Source organism: Agrobacterium sp. SORGH_AS_0440 (assembly GCF_031453135.1).
GTDB lineage: Bacteria > Pseudomonadota > Alphaproteobacteria > Rhizobiales > Rhizobiaceae > Agrobacterium > Agrobacterium pusense.
The window spans coordinates 270,468-291,532 of sequence record NZ_JAVIYR010000001.1; the positions used below are offsets into that span (position 1 = coordinate 270,468).

A 21,065-nucleotide genomic window follows, 5' to 3' on the forward strand; every position below is an offset into this window, starting at 1 on the left:
CATGAAATTTGCTGCATGAGCGAAAAATAGGCCCAAAACTAAATGGCTCAAAATTTGTTCATCAATGAAACATTGGGACTTGCTTTTCAAAAAAACTGACAATAGCATCATCTGGAATGGAGGAATATTCCTTAGCAAAGTCAAATAGTTAGAATAACAGACCTTGCACGTGACGACGGGAAAAGCGTCAAACATTCAAACAGATAAAATCCAAAAAGGGGAAAACCACAATGAAGAAGCGCAGCGTTCTCTTTGCCGGCACGGTGGCGGCCATGGCTCTCGCGGGCTCTGCCGCCCACGCCGAGCGCGGCAGTGACGGCGAACTGAAAATCCTGTTCTGGCAGGCCGTATCGACGCTTAATCCCTATCTTTCGGGTGGCACGAAGGAAGTCTACAGCTCGTCCATGGTTATCGAGCCGCTGGCGCGGTATGACGAAAAGGGCGAGCTGGTGCCGATGCTGGTGACCGAGATTCCGACGATCGACAATGGCGGCGTCGCGAAGGATCTTCTCAGCATGACGTGGAAGCTGAAGACCGACGTGAAGTGGTCTGACGGCACGCCCTTCACCGCAGAGGATGTGATCTTCACCTGGAAATATTGCACCGCACCCGATGGCGGCTGCGCGCAGGCGGCACAATATGAGGGCGTGAAGAACGTCGAAGCCATCGACGCCCACACCGTCAAGGTCAGCTTCACCGAGCCGAAACCCTACCCCTATTCGGCATTCGTGGGCGCACAGTCGCCGGTCATCCAGAAGAAGCAGTTTGAAAAATGCGTCGGCGCGGCAGCTCCCGGCTGCACCTCCGCCAATTTCGGCCCCATCGGCACCGGCCCCTTCGTCGTCAAGGATTTCAAGCCGAACGACGTCATCAGCTTCGTTGCCAACCCCAATTACCGTGACCCCGCCAAGCCCGCCTTCGCCACGGCGACCCTGAAGGGCGGCGGCGATGCCGCTTCCGCCGCGCGCGCCGTGCTGGAAACCGGGGAATTCGACTATGCCTGGAACATGCAGGTGGAGCCGGAAATCCTCGCCACCATGGTGGCGGCCGGCAAGGGCAAGCTGGAAACCGCCTTCGGCACGCAGGTCGAGCGTATCAATCTCAACTGGTACAATGCCGATCCTTCGCTGGGCGACAAGCGCTCCACCAAACAGGCCGGTCCCCATCCGGCCATTTCCGATCCCGCCGTGCGTCGCGCGCTTTCGCTCGCCATCGACCGTGAGGTCATCGATGAAGCAGGTTACGGAGAAGCGGGCAAGCCGACCTGCAACATCGTACCGGCTCCGGAAGCCGTCGCTTCCACCAAGAATGACAGCTGGTGCCTGAAGCAGGATGTGGAAGGCGCAAACAAGCTATTGGACGATGCCGGCTGGGTGAAGGGTGCCGATGGCATTCGCGCCAAGAATGGCGTGAAACTTTCCTTCCTTTACCAGACGTCCACCAACTCGGTTCGCCAGGCCACGCAGGAACTGGTGAAGGACATGTGGTCGCAGATCGGCGTCGCTTCCGAACTGCGCAATGTCAGCGCCTCGGTCTTCTTCGGCGGTGACCCGGCGAGCCCGGATACTTTCCAGAAATTTTATGCCGACGTCGAAATGTACACCAACAATTTCGACGGTACGGACCCGGAAAAATATCTGGCGGAATGGCTGTGCGACAAGATTCCGGCCCCTGAAAACGGCTGGCAGGGGCAGAATATTCCGCGTTACTGCAACCCGGAATTCGACAAGCTTGTGGGTGAACTCTCCAAGACCGCCGACCTTGCAAAGCGTGCGGAGATTTCCAAGCAGCTCAACGACATGCTGACGGAGGAAGGCGCGCATATTCCGCTCATCCACCGCGGCAGCGTTTCCTCGCATTCGCTGACGCTGGAAGGCGTGCGCATGAATGCCTGGGACTCGGAACTCTGGAACGTCGCGGACTGGTCCCGCAAGAAGTAACACGCAGATGCGCCGGCTTCTCCTTCGGAGAGGCCGGCCTTCTGCATGCCCCTGGACCATGTTCTGAAGACACATTTGCCGCGTTAAGGCGAAATAGCTCCCAATTTTCGCTCTGCCGCGCTCTGGGTCTGGAGAGTTTCAGATGTTTACCTTTACGCTCCGGCGGCTAGCCTTTGCCGTTCCGACGTTGCTCGTCATCAGCTTCGTCATCTTCGCGCTGCTTGATCTCGCGCCCAACGATCCGACCGGCGACCTTCCCCTCACCATCCCGCCTGAAGTGCGTGAGCAAATCCGTGCCTCGCTTGGCCTCGACCAGCCCTTCTTCATCCGTTACCTGATGTGGCTGCAGCAATTCTTCATCAACGAGCCGCTGAACCTCTTCGAAAAGCTGACCGGCTGGCAGATCGGCGATGGCAGCCGTATGCGGGTGCTTTCCTGGGCGACACGCAGCCCGGTGGTCGATCTCGTCATCCAGCGCATGCCGCAGACACTGTGGGTGGTGGGCCTTGCCTATCTCTTCGGTGCGCTGCTGGCGATCCCGATCGGGGTGATCTCCGCCTACAAGCAATATTCGATCTTCGACCAGATCGGCACGTTCGTCTCCATGGTCGGTTATTCGGTGCCGACCTTCTTCACCGGCGTGTTGCTGGTCGTCATCTTCAGCTCTTACCTGCAATGGTTCCCTTCAGTCTACGACACCAATCTGAGGGTCACGGACTGGGCGAGCTTCGTGGCGCAGGTGAAGCAGATGTTCCTGCCGGTGCTGGTCCTGACGCTCTATAACGTCTCGCAGATCAGCCGCTTCGTGCGCGCCTCCATGCTCGACAATCTGCATCAGGATTACGTGCGCACCGCACGCGCCAAGGGCGTGAAGGAAAAATCCGTGCTGCTCATCCACGTGCTGCGCAACAGCCTCATCCCGGTCGTAACGGTTATTGCGCTTGGGGTGCCGACCATCTTCTCCGGCGCCATCATCACCGAGCAGATTTTCCGCGTGAACGGGCTTGGCCAATTGCTGATAACAGCCGTTCAGGGGGCGGATATTCCGCTGGTTCAGACGCTGACCTTCATCTTTGCGGTGCTGATCGTGCTCTTCAACCTGATTGCCGACGTACTTTACGGCATTCTCGACCCGAGGATCCGCTATGACTGACGCCACCATTACAGCGCCGACGGTTGCGGCCACCCCCACGCAATCCGCCCTTGCCGATATCTGGAAACAGTTTCGCGTTCACAAGGGCGGCGTGGCGGGGCTCTTCGTCTTCATCTTCATCCTGCTCGCGGTCTATGTCGGGCCTTATATCCACACCGTTGCTCCGAACGCCATCAATGTGAAGGCGCGCAACCAGTGGCCGTCGCTGGCGCATCCCTTCGGCACCGATAATCTTGGCAAGGACATGCTGGCGCAGGTCCTGGCCGGCGGGCGCATTTCGCTTGCCGTCGGCATCACCGCCATGCTGCTGGCTCTGTTCCTCGGCACGCTGGTGGGTGTTCTATCAGGTTATTTCCGCAGGCTGGACGGACCCTTGATGCGCCTCACCGACCTGTTCCTGGCCCTACCGCTTCTGCCGCTGCTGCTCGTCATCCTGATGCTGTTTCGCGACACGCTGCGTGCGGCCTTTGGGCCGGAGACTGGCATCTTCATCCTGATCGTCTTCGTGATCGGGATAACCAGCTGGATGCATACAGCCCGCATCGTGCGCGGTGATGTGCTGACGATCAAAAGCCAGGAATTCATCATGGCTGCGAAATCGAGCGGCATGCGCGAATACCGCATCATCCTCAGGCATATTCTGCCGAATGTGCTGAGCTCGATCATGGTCTCCGCCACGCTCGGCATCGCTGCCGCCATCATCACGGAATCCGCCCTCTCCTTCCTCGGTCTCGGCTTCCCCTCCGACTTTCCGACCTGGGGACGGCTGCTGTTCGACGGCGCGAACTTCCTGCAACTGACGCCCTCGCGCGTGTTGTGGCCGGGGCTGGCGATTTCGCTGACGGTCCTGAGCGTGAATTACATCGGCGATGCCGTGCGCGATGCGCTTGATCCGCGGGCGCTGAAGAGCTGAACGCTTCCCTTCCCTCATCCCTGTGCTAGTCACGGGGATGAGGTTGAGCGTATCGCGGCACAGAAGCGTGACGCGCCCTAGTGATAATTCACCTTTTCTGCATCCAGAATGCTGTCCGCATCCAGCGCCGCAATCGGGATATCGTTCCGCGCCGGAATATCGCCGGAAAGCTGAAGCGCGAGATAACGCCCGCAGCAGACCCGCAGGAACGAGGTGAAATTGCCGAGATCGTGCCCGGCATCGATCGATTCATTATAAAGCTTGGCGATGAGCTGCACGCTGTTCATGCCGTCGCGCCGTGCGATCTCGTCCAGCGTCGTCCAGAAAAAGTTTTCAAGCCGGACACTGGTGACCATGCCATCGATGCGGAGCGACCGCGTATGGCTTTCCCAGAGCGTCGGGTCTGCCTTGATGAAGAGCTTGCACATGGTTTCCTCCCTCACCACGCCTGAGATATAGGCGGAAAACGGGGCGGGAAAAAGCCCCGTTCGCCGGTCTTATTTACCGAGCACCGCCATGAACTGCGAAAGCCAGGCGGGATGGGCGGGCCATGCGGGCGCCGTCACCAGCTTGCCGTCGGTCACCGCCGCATCGATGGCGATATCGGCATAGGTGCCACCTGCCAGCTCCACCTCCGGGCGGCAGGCGGGATAGGCCGAGCAGTTGCGGTCCTTGAGCACACCCGCAGCCGCCAGCAATTGCGCGCCATGGCAGACGGCCGCGACAGGCTTGTCTGCCTCGAAGAAATGTTTCACCGCCGCCAGCACGTCCGCATTGAGCCGCAGATATTCCGGCGCACGGCCACCCGGAATGACCAGCGCATCGTAATCCGCCGGTTTGATATCGGCGAAGGTGGCATTGAGCGCGAAATTATGGCCGCGTTTTTCCGAGTAGGTCTGGTCGCCCTCGAAATCGTGGATGGCCGTGGCGATGGTCTGGCCCGCCTTCTTGCCGGGGCAGACGGCGTGCACCGTGTGGCCGACAGCGAGCAGCGTCTGGAACGGCACCATGGTCTCGTAATCCTCGGCGAAATCACCGGTGATCATCAAAATCTTCTTCGGCATGTCTGCTCCTCCCGTTTTCGAATGCCTTTGGGCACCCTAACAGGAGGGATCGAGATGCGGGTATTATGGCAATACTACATGCTCGATAAAGGTGATATCAGCCGGCCGGCGGCTCCGGCCAGCGCCGGACGCCACCACCCCAATCCTCGAAAGACTTGGACAATTTGAGCACGAATAGATCCTGGTAACGCGGACCGACGATCTGCAGGCCGATGGGCATGCCGGATGTGGAGAAGCCGCAATTGATCGAGGATGCGGGCTGCTCCGACATGTTCCACGGCACGGTGAAAGCGATATGCTCGAAGGGGCGTGCAGGATCGTTGGTGGGAGAAGCCCAGTCGGCAGGATAGGAGACGATGGGGTTAACGGGTGAAATCACCACATCAACGGACTGCATCAACCGCCCGCAAACTTTACGCATTTCCATGGTCTGATTAAAACCGAAAACGGCACGCGCGCCGGAAACATCAGCGCCCTTTTCCGCCCATTCGTGAATATAGGGAAGGATCGCGGCACGACGATCCGCGCTCAACGCCACCATGTCGCCCCAGAACTTCGCCCGCCAGAAATCATCCAGCCCGTCGAGCATCTCACGCGTCAGCACCGGCTCGACCGGGATGACAATGGCGCCGGCCGCCTCGAACAGTTTTGCAGCCGCGACAACGGCGTCGCGCACCTCTTCGTCCAGCGGCAGGCCGCAGCCCGCATCCAGCATCAGTCCGATTTTCAGGCCTTTCACATCAATATCGAGGTCCATCCAGTCGATGCTGTTCGGCGGCAGCGATGTGCCGTCGCGCCAGTCCGGCCGCGAAAGCGTTGCCATGGCATAAGCCGCATCAACGACCGTGCGCGTCATCGGCCCGGCACAGCGGCCGGTATAATAGGGATCTACCGGGATACGACCCTGGCTCGGCTTGAAGCCGAAGAGGCCCGTCCATCCCGCCGGCAATCTTACCGAGCCGCCAATATCCGTGCCGATATGCAAGGTGCCGTAACCCGCAGCACCGGCCGAAGCAGCACCGGCGCTGGAGCCGCCGGGATTCTGGGTGGGGTCCCACGGGTTGCGGCTGAGCTTATGGAAGCTGGAAAGGCCGGAAGAGAGCATGCCGTAATCCGGGCACGTCGTCTTGGCATAGATAATCGCACCATCCTCACGGCAACGGGCGGCCACCGGCGCGTCTTCAACCGCGGGCACAAGCTCCACCGCCCTGGTGCCGAGCGGCACAGGATGGCCTTTCGTGGCGATGAGTTCCTTCAGCGAGACCGGAATTCCATCGAGGGCTCCCAGCGTTTCACCCTTTTGCCAGCGCTCCGTCGAGGCCAGCGCCTGCCTGCGCGCATCCTCCGGATCATAAGCGTAAAGGGCGTTCACAACCGGCTCGAATGCCTCGATACGCGCCTCCACCGCCTGCCAATATTCCGATGGCGAGAGTTTCTTTTCCCGGTAAAGCGCCAGAATTTCGAGCGTGTTGAGGTGTATGAGATCGGTCATGGCATCGTCTCGTCAGAAAAACAGGAAATAGGGGCGATATCGGCTTGAAGCGGTCAGCTTGTATCGCGCGGGTCCAGCAGGTCGCGCAGGCCATCGCCGAGAAGATTGAGGCCGAAGACGGCGAGCGCAATGGCAAGGCCGGGCATGATGGCAAGCCAGGGCGCCGCGCCGAGATAGGTCTGGGCGTCCGCCAGCATCCGCCCCCAGGTGGCGGCCGGCGGCGGCATGCCGAGACCGAGGAAGGAAAGGCCTGCCTCCGTCAGTATCGCAAGACCCAGCTGGATCGTCACCTGCACGATGATCTGGTTGGAAATATTCGGCACGACGTGCAACATCGTGATCTTGGCGCGGTTCTGGCCAATGCTGGTGGCGGCGGTGATGTATTCCCGCGCCCAGATTTGTAAGGCCGCCCCCAGCGTCAGTCGCGCAAAGACCGGCACCATGAAGGTGGCGATGGCGATGATGGCGGTAAAGCGTCCCGTGCCGATGAAGGCGCCGAGCATCATGGCCGACAGGATGGGCGGCACGGCGAAGATGATATCGCAGATGCGCATGACGACGGTTTCTGTGAAACCGCGCAGCGCCGCGACCGTGACGCCGATCGCCGTGCCGATAAAGGCGCCGATGGCGACGGCGGCAATGGCGGTGGAGAGTGAGTTCCACGCACCGGCCATCAGCATGGAGAGCACATCGCGGCCAAAATGGTCGGTACCGAGACCACCGTAGACGAAGGGCGATTTCAGCTTTTGGACGATCTGCATCTTGGTGGGCGAAACCGGTGTCCAGACCAGCGACAACAGCGCGACGGCGACGAGAAAGGCCGTGACGGCAATACCGATAACGAAGGCCGGGCGGCGGCGGATAAATCGCATCATCGCGCACCTGCCCGCAGTCTCGGGTCGATGAAGAGATAGGCTATATCGACCACGAAATTCATGATGATGACCAGCGCCGAGAAGAACAGCACGACGGACTGCATGACGACGATATCCCGCTGGGTCAGCGCCTGATAGGCAAGCCGGCCAAGGCCCGGCAGGTTGAAGACGTTTTCCACCAGCACCGCACCCGCAATGAGGAAGGTGAACTGCAGGCCGATCATGGTGACGACGGGTATCATCGCGTTCGGCACCGCATGCCGCCACAGCGCCACCCGCTCGCTCAGGCCCTTGGCCCGGGCGGTGCGGACGAAATCCTCGTTCATCACTTCAAGCACGGCGGAACGGCAGACGCGGGTGAGAACGCCGGCCTGCGACAGCGCAAGAGCGACCGCCGGCAGGATAAGCGCCGTGAGACCCGCTGCAAAGCTTGGCGACCAGCCGGGAAAACCGCCAGCCGGCATCCAGCCGAGCGTGGTGGAAAAGACGATGATGAGCAGCAACCCGACCCAGAAGCCCGGCACGGCAATGCCCACATGGGAAAACAGCCCGGCCGCGAAATCCAGCGCCCCGTTGCGGTTCCTCGCCGCCGCTACGCCGAGCGGAATGGCGATAGTGACGGACAGGCAAACGGCCAGCAGCGCAAGCGGCAGCGTCACGGCCAACCGCTCGACGATCAGACCCGCCACCGGCACGCCATAGGTATAGGATTGTCCGAGATCGCCGCGGAAGACGCCAGCAAGCCAGTCGATGTAGCGCAGCAGCAGCGGCTGATCGAGACCCATCTGCTTTTGCAGTGCGGCCAGCGTATCCGGACTGGCCGAGGTTCCCAGCATGATGGCGGCCGGATCACCCGGCAACAGGCCCATGACAAGATAGATGATGAGCGAGACGGCAAACAGCGTGATGACGAGGCTTACGAGACGCCGGAAGAGGACGGCTAACATCTGGCATCTGCTCCTTGCGATACTTTACCCGCGGCGGCTGGAAAGCTCCACACTCTCCCGTCATGCCGAACTTGATCCGGCATCCAGCCGACGCGCGTCTGCGCGGCGGAGGGCGCCTTTTCAGCCCAAGGACTTGGGCTGGCTGGATGCCGGATCAAGTTCGGCATGACGGAAGACACGAGTATCGTCAAACGTCACTCTTCCCAATGCACATCCGTCAGAACATTCGAGGGAATGGGCTCGTTTTCCCACAGCCCTTTCACCTTCTTGTCCCAGACCCCGAGCTTCGGCATCACGAACAGGAACAGAGCCGGCACATCTTCGGCGAGGATTTTCTGGGCGTCGCCATAGAGCTTTTCCTGCTCAGCCGCATCCGCCGTCTTTTCGACGCTGGCGATGACCTCGTTGAAGGCCGGGTTCTTGTAGTTGAAATAATAGGGATCACGGGAGTAGATATCGATATCCATCGGCTCGGCATGGGCGACAATGGTCATGTCGTAATCCGCACCCTTCAGGACGTCCGCCACCCATTTGGCCGGAAATTCCGTGGTCTCGATGGTCATGGTCACGCCGATTTCAGCCAGCATCGCCTGCAGGATTTGCGAGGTGCGCTGGGCATAGGCCATCTGCGGGGCCTTGATGGTGAAGCTGAAACCGTCCGCATACCCCGCTTCGGCAAGCAGCGCCTTGGCCTTATCGACATCATAGGGATGAACGCCCGTCGTATCGATGTATCCGCGATCATTCGGCGTATAGTGACTGCCGATAGCCGTTCCGAAACCGGACCATGCACCCTCGATGACGGTGCCACGATCCACCGCCATCATCAGCGCCTGGCGCACGCGCTTGTCGCTGAAGGGCTTGCGGGCGCTGTTCATGCCCGCCACGACCTTCAACTCGGTATTGCCGACGAAGGTGCCGAGGCGCGCATCGCCGTCAAACGAGCTCATCAATTCCGGCGCACCGAATTCCGGGAAGGCGTCGATATCGCCGGATTTCAGCGCCGCCGCCTGCGCCTGCGGATCGGAGACGAAACGGAACGTCGCCTTTTCCAGCTTTACCGACACGGCCTCGTCCCAATAGGCGGCGTTCTTCTGCAACTCCACCTTGTCGCCCTTGGCCCAGTTCACGAATTTGAACGGGCCGGTGCCGACGGGCGTGGTGCGGTTGGTCTCTGCGCTCTTGGGCGCGACCATGACGGAGGCCGGCCAGCCGAGCCAGTAGATGAGGCTGCCGGCGGGCTGCTTCAGCTTCAGCACAAGCGTGTCGGCATCCGGGGTCTCGATGCTGCCGATCGCCGCAAAGAAGCGTTTCTGCGGATTGACAGAAGCTTCACCACGCGCCCGGTCCAGCGAGAACTTCGCGACGGAGGAATCGAACGCGTCGCCGTCATGGAAGGTGACACCCTTGCGCAGCTTGAAGGTGTAGGTCTTGCCATCAGGGGAAATTTCCCAGCTTTCGGCGAGCTGCGGCTTCACCTTGCCCTTGCTGTCGATGGTGACGAGACCTTCGAAAATATTCTGCCAGGTGACCTGACCGATGGCGACGGGAGCGGCAATGGTCGGATCGAGACCGGTCGGCTCTACCGTCATGCCGAGCGTCAAAGCCGTTTTCGCCGCAGCTTCGGCCTCAGCAATCGAGAGCGGTAGAAAGAGCGCCGTGCCGAGAGCAAGCGCCAGCGCGGTACGGCGCGAGAGCTTCGCCGCCTGCGAAAGATAGGTACGTGGCATCCTTTAGTCCCCTGTCTGGCGGCCGGGGCATTTTTGCCCTTCAAAAGACCACCCGTTGCAAAAAGAGTGTCATGTTGCAGGCGCACACACAATCATGATTTTTGTGTGCTCCGTGTAGCTGAAATGGCTACACGGGAATGCGGGTGAAAATCAACCTTGGTGGGCAATTCCGGGAACGTCTCCGGTTCCTCGCCCCGCCGAGGAGAAGAAACTATCCCGCAGTCGCCTCACGCATGAAACGCTCGATGAAATCGGCAAGCTTGGAAGCTGCGAAGGACAATTGCCTGTCGGGCGCTACACAGAGGTCAACCTGGGTGTGGATACCCTTCTTGCCCGAGAGCGGAACGGCGACCATCTGGCCGCTACGGATTTCGCGCGCCACCGAAAGCGCCGGCAGCAGCGTGGCCGCGGCGTGGCCCAGCACCAGCTCTTTCAGCATTTCCAGCGAACTGGTGATGAAAACGGGGTCAAGTTCGATATCCGCCTCGGCAAAAAGCATATCGAAGGCCTGACGCGCGGCAAAACTCTTGTCCGGCAAGGCAAGTGGCAACCCGGCCAGTTCCTTCAGCGACACCTCCGGCTGACCGGCAAGGGCATGACCGGCGGGAAAGATCGCATCGTAATTGATGCGCGTGCGCGAGCGCACCTTAACCCCGGAAACCTTTGGCGCAAACAGGCTGACAACGAGGTCTGCTTCCGCAGCCCCCAGCGCTTCCATGGCTTGGCGCGCACTTGTGATATGGACCTCGAAACGCAGCTTCGGATATTTGAGGCTGAACTGCGCCAGCACCGGCGCCAGAAGGTTGGCCACTGTAGCGCCATTGGCGTAAATGGTCACCCGGCCGCGCTGCAGACCTTTGAGATCGTCGATCAACTGGTGCACATGGTCGAGTTCGCGCAGCGTCTTGCCGGCGCGGGCGGCCAGCAGCTCGCCCGCCGCCGTTAGCTTCACGCCACGGCTGGAACGCTCTACCAGGGGCGAGCCGAAATAATATTCGAGATTTTCGATCTGCCGGCTCACCGCCGTCGGCGCCACATTCAGGTTTTCCGCCGCGGCGCGCATGGAATTGGTGCGGACGAGTTCATCGAAATACATCAAGGCGCGCAATTGCATGGGTGGTACCTTGTTCGGGTGGGCTGGTGTGCGGCTCACCATATCATCGCAGCGTCGCGAGAGAATACTTCACCCGGAAAGATCGCTCGTGAAAGTAAAGCTCGCCGCTTGTTTCTTCTCCCCGCCGGGGAGAAGGTGGCGCGCAGCGCCGGATGAGGGGGCGACGGTGGAGATATACGGAGAGCTTGCCCCCTCATCTGCCCCGTTCGGGGCATCTTCTCCCCCTCAGGGAGAAGAAACGGCCCGCACCCTCACGCCTTTACGGACGCTTGAAACCCTCGCTCGCCACCAGCAGCTGCCTCGTATAATCCGCGCTGAACTCGCGGCTTTCCAGCGCCTCGGCCTCCAGCATTTCCACCACCTTGCCGCTTTTCATCACCGCCAGACGGTCGCACATGTGGCTGATGACGCCGAGATCGTGGCTGACCATGACGAAGGTGAGGTTGCGGTCCTTGCGGGCCTGTTCCAGGAGGTTCAGGATTTCAGCCTGAATAGACGCATCAAGCGCCGAGGTCGGCTCATCGAGCAGCAGGACCTTCGGCTCAACGATCAGTGCGCGGGCAATGGCGATACGCTGGCGCTGGCCGCCGGACAGCTGGTGTGAATAACGGAAGCGGAAACCGGAACCGAGGCCGACTTCGTCCAAAGCGCGGGCAATGCGCTGTTCGCGATTGTCGAGACCATGGATGACCAGCGGCTCGAGCAGCAGCGCATCCACCGTCTGGCGCGGGTGCAGTGAACCGTACGGGTCCTGAAACACCATCTGCACATCGCGATAAAAGCTCTTGTCGCGGTGCTTGCCCGAATAGGAGCGCCCGGCCACCATCAACGAACCTTCATCGAAATGGTTGAGGCCGGCGATGGCGCGCAGCAGGGTCGATTTACCGGAACCGGATTCACCGACGATACCGAAGGATTCACCCTCGGCCACATCCACGCTGACGCTGTCGAGCGCGATGTAACCGTCGAAATCCACCACCATGTCTCTGATGGAAAGAACTGTGCTCATGCGCGCCACTCCGGCTTGCGTTCCAGAACGGGCAGCGGATGCCGGTGGCCACCAATTTGCGGCAGACAGTTCAACAAGCCCTGCGTGTAGGGATGTTTCGCTTCCTTGAGGTTAGCGGAAGCAAGCTCTTCCACCACCTTGCCGGCATACATGACGAGAACCCGGTCGCAGAAGGAGGAGACGAGCCTGAGATCATGGCTGACGAAGATCAGCCCCATGCCGCGATCGCGCACCAGCTTGTCGAGAATATCGAGCACCTCCAGCTGCACCGTCACATCGAGCGCCGAGGTCGGCTCGTCGGCGATCAGCAATTCCGGACCGCAGACCAGCATCATGGCGATCATGACGCGCTGGCCCATGCCGCCGGAAACTTCGTGTGGAAAGAGATCGAAGACGCGCTCGGGATCACGGATCTGTACTGCCTCCAGCATGGCAAGCGTGCGCTGGCGCGCTTCGCTGGCGCCAATCTTTTCGTGGGTACGCAGCGTTTCCATGATCTGGCGGCCAATGGTCATGACCGGGTTCAGCGAATATTTCGGATCCTGCAGGATCATGGCCATACGCTTGCCGCGCATGAGCCGCCGCTCTTTTGCCGACGCCTTGAGCAGGTCGATATCGCCAAACCGCAGCGTATCGGCCTCGATCCGGGCATTTTTCGGCGTCAGACCCATGATGGCGCGGCCAGTCTGCGACTTTCCGGAGCCGGATTCGCCGACAATGCCGAGGCGCTCGCGCCCCAGCGTGAAGGACACGCCGCGCACCGCCTCCACCAACCCGGTGCGGGTCGGGAAGGAAACGCGCAGGCTCTCAACCGTCAGAAGAGACGCACTCATTGGCCCGCCTCCTTGGGATCAAGCGCATCGCGCAGACCGTCACCCAAAAGGTTGAAACCGAGGCTGACGATCAGGATCGCAATACCCGGCATGGCAGCCACCCACCATTGATCGAGAATGAAACGCCGTCCCGACGCGATCATCGCGCCCCACTCCGGCAGCGGCGGCTGTGCGCCAAGGCCGAGGAAACCGAGGCCCGCAGCAGTGAGGATGATGCCCGCCATATCGAGCGTGACACGCACGATCAGCGACGACATGCAAAGCGGCATGACGTGTTTCAAGACGATGCGGAAGGGCGACGCGCCCATGAGCTTCACTGCGGCGATAAAATCGGAATTGCGGAAGGTCATGGTTTCAGCGCGCGCGATGCGCGCATAGGGCGGCCACGAGGTGACCGCGATGGCGAGCACCGCATTTTCAATGCCAGGCCCCAGGGCCGCTACCAGCGCCAGCGCCAGAACGAGCTTCGGAAAAGCGAGGAAAATATCGGTGATGCGCATCAGAACCGCATCCACCCAGCCGCCGGCATAACCCGAGACTGTGCCGACGATGAGCCCGATGGGTGCGGCGATGATGGCCACCAAAAGCACGACGAACAGGGTCAGGCGCGAACCGTGGATGAGGCGCGAGAGAATATCACGGCCCTGATCATCGGTGCCGAGCAGATAACCGGCAGTGCCGGGCGGCAGAAGCCGGGCATTGCGCAGATCGCCCTGCACCGGATTATGTGGCGCCAGCACATTGGCAAAAATCGCCACGAACAGCAGCGCGATGATGATGCCAAGGCCGAGCAGCGCCAGCCGGTTTTCCGAAAAGCGCCGCCAGATCACATAGGCGCGGCCAAGCCGTGCCTGCCTGCGCGAGGCCGGCCGGTCGGAGAGCAGCCATTCGCGGCTATAGGGTTTGAGTGTATCGGTCGAAATCGTCATCGGCTGCGCGTCCTTGGATCGAGCGTCCGGTAAAGCAGATCGGAGAAGAGATTGATGCCGACGAAGATGGCGCCGATCACGATCGTGCCGCCGAGAACGGCGTTCATATCCGCATTCTGCAGGGAATTGGTGATGTAGAGGCCAAGCCCCGGCCAGGCGAAGATGGTTTCGGTCAGCACCGAACCTTCCAGCAGACCGGCATAGGAGAGCGCAATCACGGTTACCAGCGGCACGGCGGCGTTGCGCAGCGCGTGGAACCAGATGATGCGCGTTTCCGAAAGCCCCTTGGCGCGGGCCGCGACGACATATTCCTGGGCGAGCTCGTTCAGCATGAAGGAGCGCGTCATGCGACTGATATAGGCCAGCGAGAAATAACCGAGCAGCGAGGCCGGTAGGATGATGTGGCGGAAAAGATCCCACAACACGTCCCATTGCCGCTGCCAGATGGCGTCGATCAGGAAGAAGCCAGTGACTGGCGTGAAGGTGAATTCATAGACGATGTCCATGCGCCCGGGATAGGCCACCCATTGCAGCCGGGCGTAGAACACCAGCAGCGCCAGCAGGCCGAGCCAGAAGATCGGCACGGAATAACCGATGAGGCCGATGACACGCACGACCTGGTCGGCGAAGCTGCCGCGCTTGACGGCCGCGAGAACGCCGAGCGGAATGCCGAAAACCGCGCCGATGATCGTTCCGATCGTGGCAAGTTCGATCGTCGCCGGAAACACCCGCTTGATGTCCTCCATCACGGGATTGGTGGTGAGGACGGAGGTGCCGAAATCGCCCGAAAGCGCCTGCTTCAGATAGATAAAGAACTGCTGCCAGAGCGGCAGGTTGAGGCCGAGCTGCTCACGGACGCGCTCTACCACATGCGCAGGCGCGCGGTCGCCGACGATCGCCAGTGCGGGATCGATCGGCACCACACGGCCAATGAAAAATGTGACCGCCATCAGCCCCAGAAAGGTGGTGATGACGGTGACGGCGAAGCCGAGAATGGCCTTCGCGCGGGCGTTGGCACGGCGTTTGCCCTGCCTCGCCCGGCTGTTTGCTTCAACGATGCTCAAGAGACCGATCCTTCCGGATCATTCCTTGGAGATCGGATAGACATAGTTGGTGTCGAAGCTCGGTCCGAGCTTCAGGCCCTTGAGCTTGGCGGAATAACCGGCCACTTCCGTCTGCTGGAAGATGATGACGAAGGGACCCTTCGCCAGAACTTCCTTCTGCAGGTTTTCATAGATGGCGGCGCGCTTGGCGCTGTCCTTTTCCAAGAGAGCAGACTGGGTTTCCTTGGTCAGATCAGGAACATCCCAGGCGTTACGCCAGGCCAGCGTCTTGTTCTTGCCTTCATCCGAATTGTCGTAGTTGATGGTGAAGGTTTCCGCATTCGAGTTCGGGTCGAAATAGTCCGAACCCCACTGGCCGATGTAGATATCATGCGTGCGGGCGCGATATTTGGTCAGCGTCTGCTTACCGTCGCCGGGGATGATTTCGAGTTTGATGCCGGCCTGTGCCAGCGTCTGCTGCACGCTTTCGGCAATGCCCGTCACCGGCTGGGTGTTGCGCACATCCATGGTGACGGTGAAGCCGTCCTTCAGACCGGCCTTGGCGAGAAGTTCCTTGGCCTTGGCGACGTCAAGCTTGTAGGGGTTCTCATCAAGCGCGCCAAGCTGGCCCTTCGGCAGGAAGGTCTGATGGACTTCGCCAATGCCCTTGATGATCGTCGCGCCGATCGCGTCATAATCGACGAGATATTTGAACGCTTCGATGACCTCAGGCTTCTTCAGGTTCTCGTTCTTCTGGTTGAGGCTGAAATAATAAACGGTGCCCTTGGGTGCGGAGGTAACGGCAAGGCCTTCCTTCTTGGAAACGGCTTCCATATCGCCGGGCTCAAGGTTACGGGCAACATCGATATCGCCGTTTTCAAGCGCCAGACGCTGGCCGGAGCTTTCCTTCATGTGACGATAGACGACCCGCTTCAGCTTCGGCTTCTCACCGTAATAGTTCGGGTTGGCCTCCAGAATGACGGCTTCGTTGGCCTTCCAGCCAAGGATCTTGTAAGGGCCGGAACCGGCATAACCGGTCTTCAGGAACTCGTTGCCGAAATCCGTGTCGTATTTGTAATCGGCGCTCGGCGTGACCGACTTCGCCTTTTCGGTGATGAGCTTCTTGTCCACCACCGAAGCGACGGTTGCGGTGAGCACGTTCAGCACGAAGCTCGGCGCATAGGGCTTGTCGACGGTCAGCACGAAGGTGTTCGCGTCCGTTGCCTTCGCCTTTTCGGTAACGTTGTCGCCCTTCAGGCCGAACTGCGTCAACAGGAACGCTGGTGACTTGTCGAGCTTGACGGCGCGTTCGAAGGAGAAGGCAACGTCATCAGCGGTGACCGGATTGCCGGAGGCGAACTTCAGGCCGGATTTCAGCTTGAACGTATAGGTCAGGCCATCCTCGGAGGTCGTCCAGCTTTCGGCGAGATCACCGACAACCTTGGACGTGTCGTTGAGATCGATGGAAACGAGCTTGCTATAGGTGTTGCCGGTGACTTCAGCGGCAGACAGTTCGAAAGCCTCACCCGGATCGAGCGTGATGATGTCGTCGATGGCGAAACCTTCCACCAGCGTATCGGCCGGCGTGGCGGCAAAAGCATGTGGGGCAGACAGCATCATCAGCGACAGGGCAGCGCTGGTGCTGAGGATACGCATGGATTTGTTGAGCGATTTGATCATAGGATCTCCCCTTTTGTTATGAGATTGATTTGGTTCGCTTAAACTGTTTATCAGGCCGCTTCGTGCCAAGCCTGGGACAAGACGCGCAGCCAGTTTTCCCGGCATATTTTAGCAAGTTCTCCATCACCGTAGCCCGCCGATTTCAGCGCCGCAACCAGATTGTGGTTGCCGCTGGCATCAGCAATTCCGACAGGGACCGTCGCGCCGTCGAAATCCGATCCGAGCGCCACACAGTCGATGCCCATACGCTCCACCATATAGTCGATATGGCGCACCATATCGGAGAGCGGCGTATCCGCGATATCACGCGCATCGGCACGCAGCATGGTCACGGCGTAGTTGAGGCCAACCAGCCCGCCGCTTTCCTTGATGGCATCCATCTGCCTGTCAGTGAGATTGCGGGCGACCGGAGTGAGCGCATGCGCATTGGAATGGCTGGCGATCAGCGGCTGGTTGGTGGTCTTGGCCACATCCCAGAAGCCTTTTTCGGTGATATGCGCGAGATCGATGAGAATGCCGAGGCGGTTGCATTCCTTCACCAGCGCAAAACCGGCATCGGTGAGACCGGGCGCGGTATCGGGCGACATGGGATAGGAGAAAGGAACGCCATGGCCGAAAATATTGTGCCGGCTCCACACCGGGCCGAGCGAACGCAGACCCGCGGCATAAAATACTTCCAGCGCATCGAGATCGGCGCCGATCGCCTCGCAGCCTTCCATATGCAGCACGGCGGCGAAGATATCCTCGGCAAAGGCCTTGCGGATATCCGCCGTGGAGCGGCAGAGCCGCCACGCTCCAGCGCGATCGAGCCTCAGCGCAATCGCCGCCTTTTCCATCGCGATGTCGAGCGAAGGCAGTCGCTCGAGCGGCGTGGCGAGCGGCGTATCGTAATGGCCGTTCTCGTCCGGTTCCTGCAGAATCAGATCGCCGGACGGGATATAGATGGCGCAGATACCGCCGCCGAGCCCGCCTGCCCGTGCGCGCGGACCATCGATATGACCTTCCCGAGTGCCGTTCTTGAATTCGGCCACGGGATCAGCACCGGCCTTGCTGTTGCGCCACAACCGAAGCAGCACATCATTATGACCGTCAAACACTGCATGCATGGGAAGAAATTCCAGTCATCGAAACAATAAACGGGGCAGGCAGACGCCGGGATGACACCGCGCGAAAGCAAGCCGGCGCGTTATCAGCCGACCGCTATTGTCTGTCAGCCGCGATCTTAGGACGATCTATTCGAGCTTCGCAAGATACAAATTAGGCAGCGGTGAATTTATCACCACTTGCCTTTCGACGGAATTTGCATTTCGTCAGGCGCCGCCAGCCATCTTCCGCTTTGGTCAGCAGCGGCGTCGCGAAAACACCCCTCACCCGCTCCGGCCATTCCGGCCCGAAAGCGGCGATTTTTTCCCGCCAGCGATCCGATTGCAGCATGGCTGCGCCGATGACGGCGGGGTTGATGCCGGAGGCGGTGAGTAGCGCAAGGCCCGACAGGATGGAACTGCCGCTGGAGATCACGTCATCCACCAGCGCCACCCGTCTACCCTCGATGAGCGGCAGCATGCGCGGATCGACATAAAGCCTTTTTTCCTGCTTCGTGGTGATGGAGGACATCGGCACCGACAGCTCCTCCAGATACCAGAATTTGCGCGAGGTGCCGAGCGGCACGTAACGGGAATGGCCCAGATGGCGGGCAACGGCGGCCGCAAGCGTCAGGCCGAGCGTCGGCAGGCCGATAACGACATCCGGCTTGAAGGGAAGAAGCTTTGCGGCAAGATCGGCGGCCAGCGCCTCCAGAACCTCAAAGGAAGCCTGGTTGACGATGAGCGATGCGAGTGCGTGCTCTCCGTCCGCAAGCGGCCGTATGGGCAGACAGATCTGCCTTCCATCATCCAGTTCCGCGGGAAAGAATGTGGAATATGCGCCTGCTGTTTCGAAGCTCCGGGGCGGATGGATCTGCTGCCAGAACTCATGCGGCGCGGCGGGAGACGGGGCGATGGCGGGCGATGCTGGTGATGGCATCTGTTTTCCTTTCAGAACGGAGATGGCGCATGGCGGAGACGGTTTTCAGCCACGCCAATCCCGTTCGGCAGATTTATCATTTTAGCAACCACAGAGACGCTGCGGGTTCATTTCATTGGCTTTTTCCGTTAGAAGAGAATAAAGCAACAGGCATTTGGACAAACCCACCTATGACGCGGGTTTTTCCCACATTCAAGGACAAGCTTCCCATGAGACTGCTGGACCGGATCGGCGAGGACCTGCCATTCCTGACGGAACTCCGTCATGATCTGCACGCGCATCCGGAACTGGGTTTCGAAGAGGAAAGAACGAGCGCCATCGTCGCCGATCTGCTTGAGCGCGCCGGGCTGAAGGTGCACCGCGGTCTCGGCGGCACCGGCGTGGTCGGCACGCTGCAGGTGGGCAACGGCACGCGCAGCATTGGTCTTCGCGCAGACATGGATGCCCTTGCCATGCCTGAGGTCCCAGACCGCCCCTACAAATCGAAATTCCCCGGCAAGATGCATGCCTGCGGCCATGACGGCCACACCGCCATGCTGCTGGGTGCGGCGCGTTACCTCGCAAAGACCCGCGATTTTTCCGGCACCGTGCATTTCATCTTCCAGCCGGCCGAAGAAGGCCGTGGCGGCGCAAAAAAAATGGTCGAGGACGGGCTTTTCGAGCTGTTCCCCTGCGATGCGGTCTATGGCCTGCACAACATGCCGGGGCTGGGCATCGACGAAATGGCGGTGGTGGAAGGACCGCAGCTTGCCTCGTCGGACAGCTGGCGCGTCACCTTCAAGGGCGTCGGCACCCACGGCGCGAAGCCGCATCTTGGTCGCGATCCTGTAACGGCGGCCGGCACCTTCCTCGCCTCGCTGCAAACTATCGTCGGCCGCGTGGTCGACCCATTGCAGCCGGCCGTGGTCAGTGCCTGTTCGGTGCAGGCAGGCGACCCCAAGGCACTCAATGTTATCCCAGATCTCGTCGAAATCGGCGGTACCGCGCGCGCCTATGCGCCTCAAGTGCGAGACCAGCTGGAGGCGGAAATCGGCAGGCTGGCCAAGGGCACGGCGGCAATGTTCGGCATCGAGGCAAATTACGAATTCATCCGCCGCATCCCGCCCGTCATCAACGAAACGGACGCGACGAAACGGGCGGTCCGGGCAGCCAAAACCGTCTTCGGCAACAGGGCGCGCACCGCCTTTCCGCCCTCGACCGCCGGCGACGATTTCGCCTTTTTCGCGGGCGAAGCCCCAGGCTGCTATGTCTGGCTCGGCAACGGCCCGGCGGTGGACGGCGCACTGCACCACAACACCTCCTACGACTTCAACGATGCGGCCATCGTGCCGGGCGTAGCTTTCTGGGCGACGCTGGTGGAGCAGGAACTGGCGGCGGAGTAAATCCATCTTGTTCCCTGCTGTTTTTCGACCGGCAACGTCTCAGACACTTGTGGCGAATCATCGGGCGCGGTAGCTTTCAGACATAGGCTGGACCCACGCCTCCCCCCTCCTTTCGGGGAAGCATTCGACATGCTGGGTAATCTCATCATCGAACCATCTGTTCGGGCATTCGCATAAGGAGGGATTGCGTTTTGAACCCGCAACAGAGGTTTTGTGATGAAGCTTTCCACTCCGATTTTCCAATTGAAGCGACGGGCCAAACTTATGGTCCGGAATAATGCCATTCCCCTTCACGAAGCGCTGGACCAGATCGCGTGCGAGGAAGGATTTGCAGCCTGGAGCCTGCTTTCCGCTCACGTTGCGGCTGGCTCTTTGTCCAAAGACCTGTTCTCGCGCATCGTGAATGGCGACATGCTCCTGCTCGCCGGCCGCCCGGGCCAGGGCAAGACAGCGCTTGCTTTTGAGCTTCTGCGGGCGGCAGCCGAAGACGGACGGCAGTCCATTTTATTCACGCTCGAAATGACCGAGCAACAGGTACGAAAACGCACCGGGCAACACGCAGGCGCTCAGAGAGAAATCGAGATCGTGACATCGGACGAGATATGCGCGGACTACATGATCCGTTACCTCTCGCCAGCCAAATCCGGCACCTTCGCCGTAATCGATTATCTGCAGTTACTCGACCAGCAGCGCCATAAGCCGGACCTGTCGCAACAAGTCACCGTTCTTGCAGAATTCGCAAAAAAGACTGGCGTTATTTTCGCTTTCATCTCGCAGATTGACCGCTCATTTGATCCGCAAATCAAACGAGTTCCCGATATGCGCGATATCCGCCTTCCCAACCTGCTTGATCTGGGCCTGTTCACCAAAGCCTGCTTTCTGCATAACGGCGAAGCGCAACTTCACAATGTCAACTGAGACGCACGGGCTGCTGCGACG

At 60.3% G+C, this 21,065-nt stretch carries 19 protein-coding genes; 5 read left to right on the forward strand and 14 right to left on the reverse strand.

Translation table 11 applies throughout. From position 1 onward, the window contains the following. Positions 1 to 230 precede the first annotated feature (230 nt). The 3 genes from QE453_RS01280 to QE453_RS01290 all read left to right on the forward strand — a co-directional run bounded on the left by QE453_RS01280 (position 231) and on the right by QE453_RS01290 (position 4,006). On the forward strand, positions 231 to 1,940 hold the full coding sequence (locus QE453_RS01280; protein WP_004445265.1) for a peptide ABC transporter substrate-binding protein: 1,710 nt from the start codon (positions 231 to 233) through the stop codon (positions 1,938 to 1,940). A gap of 142 nt (positions 1,941 to 2,082) precedes the next feature. Then, complete coding sequence (locus tag QE453_RS01285; RefSeq protein WP_004445267.1) at positions 2,083 to 3,093, forward strand: ABC transporter permease; 1,011 nt, start codon at positions 2,083 to 2,085, stop codon at positions 3,091 to 3,093. Beyond that, the gene (locus QE453_RS01290) at positions 3,086 to 4,006 is read left to right on the forward strand and encodes an ABC transporter permease (RefSeq protein ID WP_004445269.1); all 921 of its coding nucleotides are present in this window, start codon (positions 3,086 to 3,088) and stop codon (positions 4,004 to 4,006) included. Before QE453_RS01285 ends, QE453_RS01290 begins: the two co-directional genes overlap by 8 nt. A gap of 77 nt (positions 4,007 to 4,083) precedes the next feature. Here the strand turns inward: QE453_RS01290 and QE453_RS01295 are convergent, their stop codons facing one another. The 14 genes from QE453_RS01295 to QE453_RS01360 form a co-directional block, all read right to left on the reverse strand. Further along, complete coding sequence (locus tag QE453_RS01295; protein WP_309761896.1) at positions 4,084 to 4,434, reverse strand: ribbon-helix-helix domain-containing protein; 351 nt, start codon at positions 4,432 to 4,434, stop codon at positions 4,084 to 4,086. Between the two features lie 69 nt (positions 4,435 to 4,503). Beyond that, on the reverse strand, positions 4,504 to 5,070 hold the full coding sequence (locus tag QE453_RS01300; RefSeq protein WP_309776206.1) for a DJ-1/PfpI family protein: 567 nt from the start codon (positions 5,068 to 5,070) through the stop codon (positions 4,504 to 4,506). Between the two features lie 97 nt (positions 5,071 to 5,167). Then, a complete protein-coding gene (locus QE453_RS01305) occupies positions 5,168 to 6,562 on the reverse strand; it encodes an amidase (protein WP_045531570.1) in 1,395 nt (464 codons plus the stop codon). Between the two features lie 53 nt (positions 6,563 to 6,615). Further along, a complete protein-coding gene (locus tag QE453_RS01310) occupies positions 6,616 to 7,437 on the reverse strand; it encodes an ABC transporter permease (protein ID WP_004445277.1) in 822 nt (273 codons plus the stop codon). Continuing rightward, positions 7,434 to 8,384, reverse strand: coding sequence for an ABC transporter permease (locus QE453_RS01315; protein ID WP_309776207.1), 951 nt, complete (start codon positions 8,382 to 8,384; stop codon positions 7,434 to 7,436). The genes QE453_RS01310 and QE453_RS01315 overlap by 4 nt, the downstream gene beginning before the upstream one ends. 194 nt (positions 8,385 to 8,578) lie before the next feature. After that, positions 8,579 to 10,114, reverse strand: coding sequence for an ABC transporter substrate-binding protein (locus QE453_RS01320; RefSeq protein ID WP_309776208.1), 1,536 nt, complete (start codon positions 10,112 to 10,114; stop codon positions 8,579 to 8,581). Positions 10,115 to 10,325: 211 nt separating this feature from the next. Continuing rightward, entirely contained in the window at positions 10,326 to 11,228 is a 903-nt protein-coding gene (locus QE453_RS01325) for a LysR family transcriptional regulator (protein WP_309776209.1), read from the reverse strand. 259 nt (positions 11,229 to 11,487) lie between these two features. Beyond that, the gene (locus QE453_RS01330) at positions 11,488 to 12,237 is read right to left on the reverse strand and encodes an ABC transporter ATP-binding protein (protein ID WP_309776210.1); all 750 of its coding nucleotides are present in this window, start codon (positions 12,235 to 12,237) and stop codon (positions 11,488 to 11,490) included. Then, complete coding sequence (locus QE453_RS01335) at positions 12,234 to 13,070, reverse strand: ABC transporter ATP-binding protein (RefSeq protein WP_309776211.1); 837 nt, start codon at positions 13,068 to 13,070, stop codon at positions 12,234 to 12,236. The genes QE453_RS01330 and QE453_RS01335 overlap by 4 nt, the downstream gene beginning before the upstream one ends. After that, positions 13,067 to 13,999 (reverse strand): ABC transporter permease, encoded by a 933-nt coding sequence (locus QE453_RS01340; RefSeq protein WP_004445289.1) that lies wholly within the window; start codon positions 13,997 to 13,999, stop codon positions 13,067 to 13,069. The genes QE453_RS01335 and QE453_RS01340 overlap by 4 nt, the downstream gene beginning before the upstream one ends. Then, complete coding sequence (locus tag QE453_RS01345; RefSeq protein WP_004445291.1) at positions 13,996 to 15,063, reverse strand: ABC transporter permease; 1,068 nt, start codon at positions 15,061 to 15,063, stop codon at positions 13,996 to 13,998. Before QE453_RS01345 ends, QE453_RS01340 begins: the two co-directional genes overlap by 4 nt. 18 nt (positions 15,064 to 15,081) lie before the next feature. Next, positions 15,082 to 16,722 (reverse strand): ABC transporter substrate-binding protein, encoded by a 1,641-nt coding sequence (locus QE453_RS01350; protein ID WP_004445293.1) that lies wholly within the window; start codon positions 16,720 to 16,722, stop codon positions 15,082 to 15,084. Between the two features lie 50 nt (positions 16,723 to 16,772). Further along, positions 16,773 to 17,828: a dipeptidase gene (locus tag QE453_RS01355; protein WP_004445294.1), complete on the reverse strand. Its 1,056-nt coding sequence runs from the start codon at positions 17,826 to 17,828 to the stop codon at positions 16,773 to 16,775. Positions 17,829 to 17,979: 151 nt separating this feature from the next. Next, positions 17,980 to 18,744, reverse strand: coding sequence for a phosphoribosyltransferase (locus QE453_RS01360; protein ID WP_309776212.1), 765 nt, complete (start codon positions 18,742 to 18,744; stop codon positions 17,980 to 17,982). A 209-nt stretch (positions 18,745 to 18,953) separates the two neighbouring features. Between QE453_RS01360 and QE453_RS01365 the strand changes: the two genes are divergently transcribed. Together QE453_RS01365 and QE453_RS01370 are read left to right on the forward strand one after the other, a co-directional pair. Next, positions 18,954 to 20,126 carry a M20 aminoacylase family protein gene (locus tag QE453_RS01365; protein ID WP_309776213.1) on the forward strand — a complete coding sequence of 391 codons (1,173 nt, stop codon included), beginning with the start codon at positions 18,954 to 18,956 and terminating at the stop codon, positions 20,124 to 20,126. A gap of 216 nt (positions 20,127 to 20,342) precedes the next feature. Further along, on the forward strand, positions 20,343 to 21,044 hold the full coding sequence (locus QE453_RS01370) for a DNA helicase (RefSeq protein ID WP_006698344.1): 702 nt from the start codon (positions 20,343 to 20,345) through the stop codon (positions 21,042 to 21,044). Positions 21,045 to 21,065: the final 21 nt, after the last annotated feature.